Raw genomic sequence first — 14,093 nt, 5'->3', positions numbered from 1 at the left:
ACGACAAACACCTAAGGGGCGGGGCTCAGCCCAGCCCCTTAGTTTTATAAAATAAATTTGGAGAAAAACAAAATGGCAGAAATTACAGCTAAACTTGTTAAAGAATTGCGTGAAAAATCTGGTGCTGGTGTCATGGACGCAAAAAAAGCATTGGTTGAAGTTGATGGCGATATCGAAAAAGCGATTGAATTACTTCGAGAAAAAGGTATGGCTAAAGCAGCTAAGAAAGCTGACCGTATTGCAGCTGAAGGTTTGACAGGTGTTTACGTTAGCGGTAACGTTGCAGCAGTTGTTGAAGTTAACGCTGAAACTGACTTCGTTGCGAAAAACGCTCAATTCGTTGAGTTGGTAAACGAAACAGCTAAAGTGATTGCTGAAGGTAAACCAGCTAACAATGAAGAAGCACTTGCATTGACTATGCCTTCAGGTGAAACTCTTGAAGCTGCATACGTAACTGCTACAGCTACTATCGGTGAAAAAATCTCATTACGTCGTTTTGCAGTTGTTGAGAAAACCGATGCACAACACTTCGGAGCTTACCAACACAACGGTGGACGTATCGGTGTTGTTTCAGTTATCGAAGGTGGAGATGAAGCTATTGCAAAACAAATCTCAATGCACATCGCAGCGATGAAACCAACTGTTCTTTCATACTCTGAATTGGACGAACAATTTGTTAAAGATGAATTGGCACAACTTAACCATGCTATCGATCAAGATAACGAAAGCCGTGCAATGGTTAATAAACCAGCTCTTCCACACCTTAAATATGGATCTAAAGCTCAATTGACTGATGAAGTTATCGCTCAAGCTGAAGAAGATATCAAAGCTGAGTTGGCTGCTGAAGGTAAACCAGAAAAAATCTGGGATAAAATCATCCCAGGTAAAATGGACCGCTTCATTCTTGACAACACTAAAGTTGACCAAGCGTACACTCTTCTTGCCCAAGTTTACATCATGGACGACAGCAAAACAGTTGAAGCTTACCTTGAATCAGTAAATGCTTCAGTAGTAGAATTCGTTCGCTTTGAAGTTGGTGAAGGTATTGAAAAAGCATCTAACGACTTTGAATCAGAAGTTGCAGCCACAATGGCAGCAGCTCTTAACAACTAATTCTAGTTGCTAGATAAAAAGAAAAGAAGTTACGTGAATCAATCGTAACTTCTTTTTTGTTGTAATTAGAAAACATCTGAGCATTTCTCCAGATGTCTAAACATTTCTATTAATGAGCAAGAGTGTCTACTCCAAATAGAAGGGAGAGAGTTCCCATAATGATACCTGCGAGGATAACTCCGAGCATAACAGCTAGAACACTGCGCTTAAAGTCCCAGTCTAGGATAGATGCTGCAAGCGTACCAGTCCAAGCTCCTGTTCCTGGAAGTGGAATTCCTACAAAGAGCAGAAGGGCCCAGAAGATACCCTTGTCTCCAGCAGCTTTTTCAAGCTTTTGACCCCCACTATGGCCTTTTTTTAGACACCAGGTAAAGAAACCACCGATAAGAGGTTTGTCAGCACCCCACTTGAGAACACGGCGGGCGAAGAAGAAAATAATTGGAACTGGAAGCATGTTCCCAATCACACAAAGGACAAGGGCCTGCCACCAAGGAATACCTGAGGCGATAGCAACAGGAACTGCTCCGCGGAGTTCAACAAGGGGAATCATAGAGATTAAGAATGCAATGATGTATTTCATGAGTAACCTTTCATAAGGAAATGGAATAAGAGATAAAATTCAAGGAATGTGAGTTTTATCGTGGTGTTCAGGATATTTCAGTAAAAAAATTGAGAAACCTACTATTTTTAGTCTTATCTATTGTATCTTATATGTTCTCCAATGACAACTTTAAAAAGCTTTTCGAGAGTATAGTTTCCCATGTGCTAACATTTTTGGTATAATAATAGTCAGTTATAGTCAAATTAGACTGGAGGAATTAAGATGGCAAGAAATACATCAGATAGTATAGAAGAATATATTAAAGAATTGCTGGGCCAGTCTGGAACTGCTGAGATTCAACGCTCGAACTTAGCAGATGCTTTTCAAGTAGTACCAAGTCAGATTAACTATGTTATCAAGACTCGTTTTACAGAGAGTCGTGGGTATATTGTTGAGAGCAAACGTGGTGGTGGCGGCTATATTCGCATTGTCAAAGTTAGATTCTCCGACAAACACCATATGATTAATGATTTGCTGCAAAATTTGGCAGATCAGCTCAGCGAACAAGTCTTTACAGACCTCATTCAGTTGCTTTTTGATGAAAAGATTATCACTGAGCGTGAGGGAAATTTGATTTTAGCGACTGCTAGTGATGATGTTTTAGGCGAAGATGCGGCTATCATTCGTTCGCGTATTCTACGCTCGCTATTACTTAGATTGGATAGAGAAGGGAATTAGATGACGATATATTCAAGAAAAATGCAGGCCATTTTCCATCGTGCTCAGCTTGAAGCGGAGCGTTTTGAAAGTCCTTTCTTGGAGACTTGGCATGTGCTTCTGGCTATGGTTGAGGTTCCGGGATCTGTAGCCTACTTAACATTTACTGATTTTGAGGACCGTATTCATTCGGAAGAGATTGAGACAGCTGCTGTATTGGCTATGGAGAAGAGGCCAAAAGACTTGTCGAAATCAGATATTATCGATTTACGTGCACAGTCACCTGCGCTAGAGGCTATGTTGCAAGAGGCGCAAGGAATCGCTAGTGTGACTGGTGCTGTAGAGGTGGGGTCTGAACATGTATTGATGGCCTTCCTTCTTCATAAGGATTTAATGGTTTGTCGCCTCCTTGAAGTGGCTGGTTTTCAATATAAAGATGATAGCGATAAACCTCGCATCATAGATTTACGACGTTCTTTGGAGCGTAATGCTGGTCTTAGCAAGCAAGATTTGAAGGCAATTCACGATCTTCGTAAACCTAAGAAATCAAAAGCATCTGCGAATTTTGCCAATATGATGCAACCTCCTCAATCATCTACTGGTGAACTGGCAGATTATACCAAAGACTTAACTGCATTAGCGGAGTCAGGAAATCTTGATCCCGTTATTGGACGCGATGAAGAAATTTCACGCATGATTCAGGTTTTGAGTCGTAAAACGAAGAATAATCCTGTCTTGGTAGGTGAAGCTGGTGTCGGTAAGACAGCACTTGCTCTTGGTTTAGCGCAACGTATTGCTTCAGGCGAAGTACCATTTGAATTGGCTGATATGCGTATCTTAGAGCTTGACATGATGAGCGTTGTTGCAGGGACACGTTTCCGTGGTGATTTCGAAGAGCGTATGAATCAGATCATTGATGAGATTGAAGCTGATGGGAAAATCATTCTCTTTATTGACGAACTACATACGATTATTGGATCTGGTTCAGGTATTGATAGTACCTTGGATGCGGCTAATATTTTGAAACCGGCCCTTGCGCGCGGGACACTTCACATGGTTGGAGCAACCACGCAAGCTGAATACCAAAAGCATATTGAGAAAGATGCAGCTTTATCCCGTCGTTTTGCTAAAATTACAATTGAAGAACCAAGTGTATCTGAAGCAATCGATATTTTAAACGGTTTGCGTTCGTCTTATGAAGACTATCATCGTGTGACTATTACGGACGCGGCAGTTGAGACGGCAGTCAAGGCAGCGCATCGCTATTTGACGAGTAAGAATTTGCCTGATTCGGCAATTGACCTTTTAGATGAAGCGAGTGCAACTGTTCAAGTTCGTATCAAAAAAGAGGCCAAACGTGAGATAACGCCTTTGGATGAAGCACTTATATCTGGGGATATTAGGGCTGCTGTTAAACAGTATAAGGCTAACCAAAAGGCAAAATTTCCTAAACCTACTTTGGTAGATGCGGATCAGATTATGCAAACTCTTAGTCGTTTATCAGGTATCCCTGTTGAGAAGATGACGCAGACTGACAGCAAGCGTTACCTAAATCTTGAATCAGAACTCCACAAACGTGTTATTGGTCAAGATGAGGCGGTTTCGGCTATCAGCCGTGCTATTCGTCGTAATCAGTCAGGTATTCGTACTGGAAAACGTCCTATTGGCTCCTTCATGTTCCTTGGACCTACTGGTGTTGGTAAGACAGAATTGGCCAAGGCTTTGGCGGAAGTTCTCTTTGATGATGAATCAGCTTTGCTTCGCTTTGATATGTCGGAGTATATGGAAAAATTTGCGGCTAGTCGCCTTAATGGTGCTCCTCCAGGGTATGTCGGATATGATGAGGGTGGAGAGTTGACAGAGAAAGTTCGAAATAAGCCCTACTCAGTTCTTCTCTTTGACGAGATTGAGAAAGCTCATCCAGATATCTTCAACGTTCTCTTACAGGTTTTGGATGACGGTGTTTTAACAGATAGCCGTGGTCGTAAGGTTGATTTTTCAAACACTATCATCATTATGACCTCAAATTTGGGAGCTACAGCTCTTCGTGATGATAAAACTGTTGGTTTTGGTGTTCAAACTATTTCTCATAATCACCAAGCCATGCAAGCACGCATTATGGAAGAGCTTAAGAAGTCCTATCGTCCAGAATTTATTAACCGTATTGATGAGAAGGTTGTCTTCCACAGCTTAGAGGAAGAACAACTACATGACATTGTCAAGATTATGGTTAAACCATTAATTTCAGCTCTAGCCGATAAAGGTATAAGCTTAAAATTCCAACCAGCTGCTCTTAAGCATTTGGCTAAGGATGGCTATGATATTGAGATGGGAGCTCGTCCATTACGTCGTACGATTCAAACTCAAGTGGAGGACAAGTTGTCTGAGTTATTACTAGGTGGCCAAGTTGTTAGCGGACAGACCCTTAAGATTGGTTGCTCGAAAGATAAATTAACCTTTACAGTAGTGTAAATATTAAACATCAAAGACAGATTACACCCATAATCTGTCTTTTTGTGTCGATAAGAGTCAAGATAGAGTCAACCTTTCCGTAAAGCAGGCGTAAAAGAAAAAGTCGAGCCACGCTCGACTGTAAGTATTAGAGTTTCTCGTTGACAAAGGTGACAAAGTGGTTCCACCAAACCTTGAGGAAGAAGCTCTTCTTAACTTCTTTACCAGCAACCAGTTCCATGCTTGGCAGCCTTGGTTAGGTAGGTAGCCATCTCCTACAAGAGTCCTATCTTCAAAGGTGGCTGTTCCCACCTTGTCTCCTGACTTGACAGGGGCTTGAATCTGGTTGGTAGTGACTTTAATGTGTTTGTTATTGTTAGCATCTATTTTTTGGATAGTATTAAAGTCAGACTTAGCGACAGCAGACACTTGCTTGGATTTACCATCGAGGACATCTGCTTGGCCTTTGCTGATGGCTTGTCCTTTCTTAGCAATAGTCTTACTTTCCCAATGGTAGACCACGTAATTAAGGAGTTCATTGGTTGCGGTAAACCGGGCATAGTCATCCGTATCGGTGTGTTCAGCGTTTATGATGACTGTGATAATACTCATCCCACTTTCATTTGAATGGGCTACGAAGGAGGCTCCGGCCAAATCAGTGGTACTCGTTTGGAGCCCATCAACTCCCTTGCGGTAACTAGGCTGTCCTTTAAGCATATAGTTAAAGGTTTTGAGTTTATTGACACCATCAAAATTAGCTTCTGTCTTTTTAGTGATGTCGAGGATTTCGGGATATTCTTTAATCACATGTTGTGCAATGACAGCAACATCCTTGGCACTCATGGTGTTTTCTTCGTCTGATTTAGAACCTGGATAAATATTATTACCTAAATAGGAATTATTAAGTCCAGAGGCATTGACAATCTTGGAATCAGTGATACCCCAGTCTTTGAGTTGGGCTTTCATCATATCAACAAACTTACTCTCAGTACCTCCGATTTCCTCGGCTAGGGCAATGGCTGCGCTGTTGGCACTGGCAATAAGAGTTGGCGTCGAGGAGCTGTTTGACAGTGTACTTACGGGCATCTAGTGGAATATTGGACACTCCGACACTGACAGTCAATTCAAAGGGATAGTCAGAAATGTCAACTTTAGTGTTCCATTTGAGGTCTCCTTGGTCTACTGCTTTATAAACCATATAGGCTGTTAGAAGTTTGGTAATAGAGCCAACCCCAGCAGGGGTAGTCGCATCTTTTTCGTATAAAATCTTACCGGTAGTTGCTTCGACAGCAATAGCATGCTTGGCTGAGGCATCAAATCCTTTTTTCTTATCTGCTGCAAAAGTAGGAGTTACGCTTCCCAGACAGAGTAAGAAGGTCATAATAAGTGTAATCAGTTTTTTCATGGTTTGTTCTTTCATGTGTTTTGGGTATTTATTATACCACATTTTGAGAGGAACTTAAGGTGTTGAGAAGGAGCTTTTACGATTATACCACGATTTTCAAAGCAAATAAAAACTATCTTTTGATATCAAAAGATAGTTTTGTGTTTACTTGCTTCCTGTGAAGAAATTAAGGATATGATTCCACCAAACTTTTAAGAAGAAGCTTTTCATAATGGACTGGTTGGCTGTGACATCAACTTGAGGTGGATCAGAAATATAACTTGTTCCTACGAGATCTTTATCATCATATATTGCTGTTCCAATGGTATCTCCTTTTTTGATAGGAGCTGTCACGGTTTTTGCTTGTATTTTTACTGAATCATTTTGGCTATTTCTTTTTTGGACAACTGTAAGATCTGATTCGAGCCTAGCAGAGATGTTTTTTCTGTCTCCATCGGCTACCTTGATATCATTTTTCTTGACGATTTGTCCCTTAGTGTTGAGGGTTTTGATTTCCCAGTTTTGTGTCACATAATCTAGCAACTCATTTGTGGCTGTGAAACGTGCAGATTCATCGTCCCCACCATTGTACGCATTCATAACGACTGTAATCAAGCTCATGCCATTTTCATTGGAGTGGGCTACGAAGGATGCCCCAGCTAGTTCAGTTGTTCCAGTCTTAAGTCCATCAACCCCCTCACGGTAGTTTTCTTGGCCTTCTAACATGTAGTTGTGGGTAGTCAATTTGTTGTCACCCTCGAAATCAACCTCGGTTTGTTTGGTGATTTCGAGTACTTGGGGATAGTCTTTGATGAGATGGTCTGCGATAATCGCAATATCTAGAGCACTCATGGTATTTTCGTCATCTGGTTTAGAGCCAGGATAACGGTTATCTCCTAGATATTTATTGTTCAGACCCGAAGCGTTAAATAATTTAGCATCTGTAATGCCCCATTCTTTTAGTTGGGCTGTCATAGTGTCAACAAAGGTACTCTCTGTTCCTGAGATTTTTTCAGCTAGAGCAATTGCTGCACTGTTGGCACTACTAATGAGGGTAGCATCTAAGAGTTGTTTAACAGTATATTTTCGAGAGTCTAGTGGGACGTTTGAAACTTCTGGATCAACTGTTAAGTTGAATGGATAATCTGAGATACCTACCTCAGTGTCCCAAGTAATTTTACCTTGATCAACGGCTTTGTAGACCATGTAGGCTGTCAGGATTTTCGTCATTGAAGCAACACCATCAGGAGTTGTAGCATCCTTTTCATAGAGCACTTTTCCTGTAGTGGTTTCGATAGCGATCGCATGTTTTGCAGCAACATCGAAGGAATCAGTCTGATCTTGTGCTAGGGCAGGTGTTGCTAGACCTATTAAGATTAAGGCAATCATAATGATGTGTTGTAATTTTTTCATAGTCATTCCTTTGTCTCTCATAAGTGTTTATTATATCACAAAACCACTTAAATATCTGAAATCGAGAAAAGCTTGGAGCGCAACTTATGCCGAAGCTCTGCCATTTTCGACTATAATATGGTAAAATGGAAGTTATATCAAATGAATGATATAAAGTTGACCAGTTCGTTTTTGTGGGGTTGGTTATGGATAAAAAGAGGGATCAACATGGCTAAACAAACTTTTGAGATGACCTTTGAAGGACGCCCACTTGTTGTGGAAGTGGGACAGGTAGCCAAGCAGGCTAATGGTGCCGTTGTAGTACGTTATGGAGATACAACCGTATTGTCAGTAGCTGTTATGTCTAAAAAGATGGCAACTGCAGATTTCTTTCCTTTACAGGTTAATTATGAGGAAAAAATGTATGCGGCTGGTAAGTTCCCAGGAGGCTTTAGCAAGCGTGAGGGACGACCTTCGACTGATGCCACTTTGACTGCTCGTCTTATTGACCGTCCTATTCGTCCCATGTTTGCGGAGGGTTTTCGTAACGAAGTTCAAGTCATTAATACTGTTCTCTCTTATGATGAGAATGCTAGTGCGCCAATGGCCGCTATGTTTGGGAGTTCTTTAGCACTTTCTATTTCGGATATTCCTTTCAATGGTCCTATTGCTGGGGTTCAAGTGGCTTATGCAGCGGAAGATTTCATCATCAACCCAAGTGCATCAGATAAAGAAGTTTCACATTTAGACTTGATAGTGGCAGGTACCAAGGAAGCCATCAATATGGTAGAAGCAGGTGCTCAGGAATTGTCAGAGGACATCGTGTTGCAAGCACTTTTGAAGGGACATGAAGCTATTCAAGAGTTGGTTGATTTCCAAAATTATATTGTTGCGGCTGTTGGTAAGGAAAAGGCTGAGGTTGAACTGTTCCAAGTGGATGCTGATTTGAAGGCTGAAATTGAAGCAGTTTATTATGATCAGTTAGCTAAGGCTGTTCAGGTGGAAGAAAAACTGGCGCGTGAGGCAGCAACCAAGGCTGTTAAAGAAGAGGTCCTCGCTTCTTATCAAGAACGTTTTGCAGAAGATGAGGATAAGGAAACCATTCTACGTGATGTGGTAGAAATCTTTGAGCAGATGGAACATGCTGAAGTGCGCCGTCTGATTACAGAAGACAAGGTTCGTCCTGATGGTCGTCGTGTGGATGAAATTCGTCCTTTGGATGCTGAAATTGACTTTCTGCCAAATGTTCATGGATCAGGTCTCTTTACACGTGGGCAAACCCAGGCCTTATCAGTCTTGACTTTAGCCCCTATGAGTGATACACAACTCGTTGATGGTTTGGATCCAGAGTATAAGAAACGTTTCCTTCACCACTACAATTTCCCTCAGTATTCGGTGGGTGAAACAGGGCGTTACGGTGCACCAGGCCGTCGTGAAATTGGTCACGGAGTTTTAGGTGAACGTGCCCTTGCTCAAGTTCTTCCAAGCGTTGAAGAGTTTCCATATGCTATCCGTTTGGTATCCGAAGTCTTGGAGTCAAATGGTTCTTCTTCACAGGCTTCTATTTGTGCAGGCACTTTGGCTCTTATGGCCGGTGGGGTGCCGATTAAGGCACCTGTTGCGGGAATTGCCATGGGTCTTATTTCAGATGGAACCAACTACACTGTTCTAACCGACATTCAAGGTTTAGAAGATCATTTTGGTGATATGGACTTTAAGGTGGCTGGTACACGTCTAGGTATTACAGCTCTTCAGATGGATATTAAGATTTCAGGAATTACACCTGCTATTCTTGAGGAAGCTTTAGCTCAAGCTAAGGTGGCACGTTTTGAAATTCTTGATGTTATTGAGTCAGCGATTGCTGAACCACGTTCGGAATTGGCCCCAACAGCTCCTAAGATCGATAGTATTCAGATTCCTGTTGACAAGATTAAGGTTGTCATCGGTAAGGGTGGTGAAACCATTGACAAGATTATCGCTGAGACAGGTGTCACAATTGATATCGATGAAGAAGGACTCGTTCAGATTTTCTCTAGTGATCAGGATGCTATTGACCGTGCTAAAACAATCATCTCTGACCTTGTACGTGAAGCTAAGGTTGGCGAGGTCTACACCGTACCAGTTGTGCGTATTGAAAAGTTCGGTGCCTTTGTCCACCTCTTCAATAAGACTGATGCCTTAGTCCACATTTCAGAATTAGCTTGGAAACACACTGAGCATGTTGAAGATGTGGTTAAGGTTGGGGATATGGTAACCGTTAAAATTATCAAAATCGATGAAAAAGGTCGTGTTGATGCTTCAATCAAAACCTTGCTTCCTAAACCTGAAAAAAATGAAGACGGGGAAAATGGAGAAGAGCATCGTCACTGCTGTTGTTCTCATCATAAACCAGACCATCATAATGAAAGTGTGGAAGCACCGAAAAAAAGTGATGAATCAGAAACGAAAGAATAAATAGAATAATGACAGAAAATCAAGAATTGCAAGCCTTTGATGAAACCTTGAGAGAGTTTTTAACGGAACCAGACCATTTTTTGACTAGTCTGTCCTTGGTTAATCACCTCCAACATACTCCGGTATTGGCAACTCAAAGCCTTTATGCAGTTGAAGTAGAAGGGAAGAAGGTTGTTCCTGTCTTTACAAGTGATCAGGATTTGCAAGCCTTTAAAGATACTCAAGATAGTGCCAAAGAGCAGACTTGGGTAAAATGTTCAAGTTTAGATATTCTATCTCAGCTTGTTGAGGCAGAACTTTTTGGCCTTGCTTTTAACCTTAAAGAGGAGGGTGACTTCTCGAATACCACTCTTTTTGCAAGCAGTGAATTAATTCAATTCATCAACTATTTTACTCATACTCTTAATAATCTTCTGGGTGAGAAAAATCAAAAGGCAGATCCTAAGGATAAGATTTATCTTGTTCCAGCCTTCGTTCACAAGCGCGAGGAAGATGGTCAGGATGACCGTTTCTTTGCGACTATGTCGAATGCAGAGGGGCAGAGCTATGTGCCTGTGTTTACAAACTTGACGAGCTTTGCTAAATGGTACGGGAGCGAGACTTTTGGTTTACCTTTCCGTAAGGCTAAAGGGAACATTCTGCAGTGGCCATTGGCAGAAATTTACCAGCCTTCAAGTGGCGAAAATGAGTTGGACAAGGTTCAAGGTGTTGTCATCAATCCTTTTGATGAGCATCCTGAGTTAGTCGATTGGGCTTATTTTGAGGATGATAGCAAGTAATCCTGGTATTATCAAACCTCTGAAAAGATAATAAGGCGACAGTAAACAATAATGATATAAGGAGTGACCTATATGGGATGGTGGAAAGAAAGTATTGATATTGTAAAGAAAAATGATCCAGCGGCTCGGACAAGTTTGGAGGTTCTTTTAACCTATCCTGGTCTCAAAGCCTTGGCCGCTCATCGTATCTCACATTTTCTCTGGCGCCACAATTGTCGACTCTTAGCTCGTATGCATAGTCAATTTTGGCGATTTTGGACTCAGATTGAGATTCACCCTGGGGCTCAGATTGCTGAAGGTGTCTTTATTGATCACGGTTCTGGCCTTGTCATTGGTGAAACAGCTGTGGTTGAAAAAGGAGCTATGCTCTATCACGGTGTTACTTTAGGTGGTACTGGTAAAGATGTCGGAAAACGTCACCCAACCGTTCGTGAGGGTGCATTGGTTTCAGCCCATGCTCAGATTATTGGCCCTATTGAGATTGGAAAAAATGCCAAGGTAGGTGCAGGAGCTGTGGTTGTTGCCGATGTCCCAGAAGATGTTACGGTAGTTGGTGTCCCTGCTAAGGTCGTACGTGTTCACGGTAAAAAGGATGAAGAAGTGATTCATGACATTGAGGAAGGTCGTGAATACTATAGCGAAAAGCTAGAAGATCTTCTAAAAGCAGCTAGCTTTCACTCATCACGTCTATAAGGAAAGAAAAAGATAAAACTCTTTAGTTCAAAGGTGACTCGACTGACCGTTGTAGGTCCACTCGCTCTTGTTTACATTGCTTTACATAGAGGGGATTATAGCATGGCTGCTTTATGGTTTTGTATCTCTTTTTTGTGGGCTGGTATTGTCTACAAGCAACGTCAGAGACTTGAGTTGTGAAAAAATTGTTCAAAAGTAATCCTTTTTTGGTCTTCTATATAGTTGGGAGTTTTCTTTCAGCTATGTCTCTCTTGGCTCAAGGTCAGCTAGTTGCGACTATTTGGATTATCATTCTCGTTATACTCTTGTGTTTGTACCTAAACCATATCAAGGATAAAAAATAGTTTCCAGTTAATTGAAAGGAATCTCAAGTGATTAAAATTTATGATACGATGACACGTTCGCTCCGTGATTTTGTACCTTTGACAGAAAATGTTGTCAATATGTATGTCTGCGGACCAACAGTTTACAATTATATTCATATCGGAAATGCCCGTTCAGCAGTAGCTTTTGATACTATTCGTCGTTATTTTGAATATTGTGGCTACACAGTTAACTATATTTCCAACTTTACGGATGTAGATGATAAGATTATCAAGGCAGCTAATGAAGCTGGTATTTCAACTAAGGAATTGTCGGACAAGTTTATCGCAGCCTTTATGGAAGATACCGGACAACTTGGCATCAAACCAGCGACACAAAATCCTCGTGTTATTAACTACATGGATGAAATCATTGCATTTGTATCAATCTTGATTGATAAAGGTTTTGCTTATGTTTCTGAAGGTGATGTATACTTCCGAGTAACTAAGTCAAACAATTATGCTAAATTAGCCAACAAGACCTTGGAAGATCTTGAAATTGGTGCTAGCGGACGTACGGATGCTGAGACAGATCGTAAGGAAGATCCTCTGGATTTTGCCCTTTGGAAAGCTGCCAAAGAAGGAGAGATTTCTTGGGAAAGTCCTTGGGGACCTGGACGTCCAGGCTGGCACATCGAATGTTCTGTTATGGCGACTGAAATCCTTGGGGATACTATCGATATCCATGGTGGAGGTGCGGACCTTGAGTTCCCACACCATACTAATGAAATCGCACAATCAGAAGCCAAGACTGGTAAGACCTTTGCTAATTACTGGATGCATAACGGTTTTGTCAATGTGGACAATGAGAAAATGTCAAAATCCTTAGGTAACTTTGTGACTGTTCATGATATGCTTAAGACGGTTGATGGGCAAGTGCTTCGCTTCTTCCTAGCGACACAACAGTATCGTAAACCAATTAACTTTACCGAGAAAGCTATCCATGATGCTGAAGTCAATCTCAAGTATTTGAAAAATACGCACAGTCTACCACTAACAGAAGAGGTAAGCCAAGTCGAATTGCAAGCTTATCTTGATGCTTTCCAGGCGGCTATGGATGATGACTTTAATACGGCAAATGGTGTGACTGTTCTGTTTGATATGGCCAAATGGATTAATTCAGGCAACTATGATGAAACTGTTAAAGATGCTTTTGAAAAAATTCTACAAGTCTTCGGTATTGTTTTCGAAGAAGAAACTCTTGATGAAGATATCGAAAAACTCATTGAAGAGCGTCAAGCAGCTCGTGCCAACAAGGACTTTGCGACAGCAGATCGTATTCGTGATGAGTTAGCTGCTCAAGGTATCAAACTTCTTGATACCAAGGAGGGCGTGAGGTGGACACGTGACTAAACACATTGATGTAAATCTTATTAATGGTATTGCACTCGCCTTTGAGGGAGATGCTGTTTATTCCTTATACATTCGCCGTCACCTGATTTTTCAAGGACAGACTAAGCCAAATCAATTGCATCGTCTAGCTACACGCTATGTTTCCGCCAAGGCTCAAGCTAGCCTCATTGAAAAAATGCTAGAGCGAGAGCTTTTGACTGAAAAAGAGCTGGACATCTACAAACGAGGTCGTAATGCTAAGAGTCATACCAAAGCTAAAAATACGGATGTTATTACCTATAAAATGTCAACAGGCTTCGAGGCAGTCATGGGTTATCTTCATATGACCGAGGATATCGACCGTCTAGAAGAGTTGGTTGCTTGGTGCATTGATGAAGTTGAAAAAGAAATCTAAAAATTCTGCTGAGAGCAGGATTTTTTGTTGTTTAAAATTCATCTAGATTGTGAAAAATAAACGATGTCTAAAAATCAAGATTGTTTGAGAATCAAAGTAATTCAGTGTTTTAACAATAAAAATAAGATAAAACTGATATTTAGAGGCTTTAAAATGAGGAAATTAAGGAGTGTCTGACACGTGTAATCCCGATACTATAACGTTTTTTAATAAAACTCTTTTAACAGAAAGTTAAAGAAGTCTATAATGTTAGTAAATGAGTCTATATCAAAAATGAGGAGGTGAATGAAATAGCTAAGGAAAAAGTTTTCTATACAACTTTTGTTGTTTTGATTTTGTCTAGTTTTATGTTGCAAACAGGTAAAGCAGACGAAGTTCAGGTGAAATCTGATGAAGCTAAAATAGATTATGTTAATAGTGAGGCATCAGCTCCGTAAGTTGATTTTTCTTCAGTTAAAGC

General features: G+C 41.0%; 11 protein-coding genes and 1 pseudogene. 9 read left to right on the top strand and 3 right to left on the bottom strand.

Features of this window, described 5'->3' with window-relative positions; translation table 11 throughout:
* The first annotated feature begins 72 nt into the window (after positions 1 to 72).
* Positions 73 to 1,113 (top strand): translation elongation factor Ts, encoded by a 1,041-nt coding sequence (tsf, locus tag NST05_RS09505; RefSeq protein ID WP_014621027.1) that lies wholly within the window; start codon positions 73 to 75, stop codon positions 1,111 to 1,113.
* Between the two features lie 109 nt (positions 1,114 to 1,222).
* Here the strand turns inward: tsf and NST05_RS09500 are convergent, their stop codons facing one another.
* Positions 1,223 to 1,693: a COG2426 family protein gene (locus tag NST05_RS09500; protein WP_084825716.1), complete on the bottom strand. Its 471-nt coding sequence runs from the start codon at positions 1,691 to 1,693 to the stop codon at positions 1,223 to 1,225.
* Positions 1,694 to 1,936: 243 nt separating this feature from the next.
* Between NST05_RS09500 and NST05_RS09495 the strand changes: the two genes are divergently transcribed.
* Together NST05_RS09495 and NST05_RS09490 are read left to right on the top strand one after the other, a co-directional pair.
* Positions 1,937 to 2,392 (top strand): CtsR family transcriptional regulator, encoded by a 456-nt coding sequence (locus NST05_RS09495; RefSeq protein ID WP_011225297.1) that lies wholly within the window; start codon positions 1,937 to 1,939, stop codon positions 2,390 to 2,392.
* Positions 2,393 to 4,843, top strand: a complete 2,451-nt coding sequence (locus NST05_RS09490; protein ID WP_084828419.1) for an ATP-dependent Clp protease ATP-binding subunit — start codon at positions 2,393 to 2,395, stop codon at positions 4,841 to 4,843. It abuts the gene before it with no gap.
* Positions 4,844 to 4,970: 127 nt separating this feature from the next.
* On the opposite strand, the pseudogene pbp3 (NST05_RS09485) reads toward NST05_RS09490, so the two are convergent.
* Positions 4,971 to 6,227 (bottom strand): annotated as a pseudogene (pbp3, locus tag NST05_RS09485) (D-alanyl-D-alanine carboxypeptidase PBP3).
* A gap of 144 nt (positions 6,228 to 6,371) precedes the next feature.
* Entirely contained in the window at positions 6,372 to 7,619 is a 1,248-nt protein-coding gene (gene pbp3 / locus NST05_RS09480; protein ID WP_171815021.1) for a D-alanyl-D-alanine carboxypeptidase PBP3, read from the bottom strand.
* A 207-nt stretch (positions 7,620 to 7,826) separates the two neighbouring features.
* Between pbp3 (NST05_RS09480) and pnp the strand changes: the two genes are divergently transcribed.
* The 6 genes from pnp to NST05_RS09450 all read left to right on the top strand — a co-directional run bounded on the left by pnp (position 7,827) and on the right by NST05_RS09450 (position 14,070).
* The gene (gene pnp, locus NST05_RS09475; RefSeq protein ID WP_084828421.1) at positions 7,827 to 10,052 is read left to right on the top strand and encodes a polyribonucleotide nucleotidyltransferase; all 2,226 of its coding nucleotides are present in this window, start codon (positions 7,827 to 7,829) and stop codon (positions 10,050 to 10,052) included.
* Between the two features lie 8 nt (positions 10,053 to 10,060).
* Positions 10,061 to 10,831 carry an SseB family protein gene (locus tag NST05_RS09470; protein ID WP_084828422.1) on the top strand — a complete coding sequence of 257 codons (771 nt, stop codon included), beginning with the start codon at positions 10,061 to 10,063 and terminating at the stop codon, positions 10,829 to 10,831.
* Positions 10,832 to 10,903: 72 nt separating this feature from the next.
* Positions 10,904 to 11,524 (top strand): serine O-acetyltransferase, encoded by a 621-nt coding sequence (gene cysE, locus NST05_RS09465; RefSeq protein ID WP_002948444.1) that lies wholly within the window; start codon positions 10,904 to 10,906, stop codon positions 11,522 to 11,524.
* A gap of 371 nt (positions 11,525 to 11,895) precedes the next feature.
* Entirely contained in the window at positions 11,896 to 13,239 is a 1,344-nt protein-coding gene (gene cysS / locus NST05_RS09460; RefSeq protein WP_084828423.1) for a cysteine--tRNA ligase, read from the top strand.
* Positions 13,232 to 13,633 (top strand): Mini-ribonuclease 3, encoded by a 402-nt coding sequence (locus tag NST05_RS09455; RefSeq protein WP_011680620.1) that lies wholly within the window; start codon positions 13,232 to 13,234, stop codon positions 13,631 to 13,633. The genes cysS and NST05_RS09455 overlap by 8 nt, the downstream gene beginning before the upstream one ends.
* 281 nt (positions 13,634 to 13,914) lie before the next feature.
* Positions 13,915 to 14,070 (top strand): hypothetical protein, encoded by a 156-nt coding sequence (locus tag NST05_RS09450; RefSeq protein WP_002948458.1) that lies wholly within the window; start codon positions 13,915 to 13,917, stop codon positions 14,068 to 14,070.
* Positions 14,071 to 14,093 lie beyond the last annotated feature (23 nt).

It is taken from the genome of Streptococcus sp. FSL E2-3494 (assembly GCF_038007085.1).
GTDB lineage: Bacteria > Bacillota > Bacilli > Lactobacillales > Streptococcaceae > Streptococcus > Streptococcus thermophilus.
Note: the sequence above shows the minus strand (reverse complement) of the source record. Positions and strands in the feature narration are given on the sequence as shown.

Excerpts from the sequence above, each read along its gene's own strand:
- cysE (WP_002948444.1), top strand. The coding sequence starts at position 10,904 with ATGGGATGGTGGAAAGAAAGTATTGATATTGTAAAGAAAAATGATCCA.
- NST05_RS09470 (WP_084828422.1), top strand. The coding sequence starts at position 10,061 with ATGACAGAAAATCAAGAATTGCAAGCCTTTGATGAAACCTTGAGAGAG.
- pbp3 (WP_171815021.1), bottom strand. The coding sequence starts at position 7,619 with ATGAAAAAATTACAACACATCATTATGATTGCCTTAATCTTAATAGGT.
- tsf (WP_014621027.1), top strand. The coding sequence starts at position 73 with ATGGCAGAAATTACAGCTAAACTTGTTAAAGAATTGCGTGAAAAATCT.
- NST05_RS09490 (WP_084828419.1), top strand. The coding sequence starts at position 2,393 with ATGACGATATATTCAAGAAAAATGCAGGCCATTTTCCATCGTGCTCAG.
- pnp (WP_084828421.1), top strand. The coding sequence starts at position 7,827 with ATGGCTAAACAAACTTTTGAGATGACCTTTGAAGGACGCCCACTTGTT.
- NST05_RS09495 (WP_011225297.1), top strand. The coding sequence starts at position 1,937 with ATGGCAAGAAATACATCAGATAGTATAGAAGAATATATTAAAGAATTG.
- NST05_RS09500 (WP_084825716.1), bottom strand. The coding sequence starts at position 1,693 with ATGAAATACATCATTGCATTCTTAATCTCTATGATTCCCCTTGTTGAA.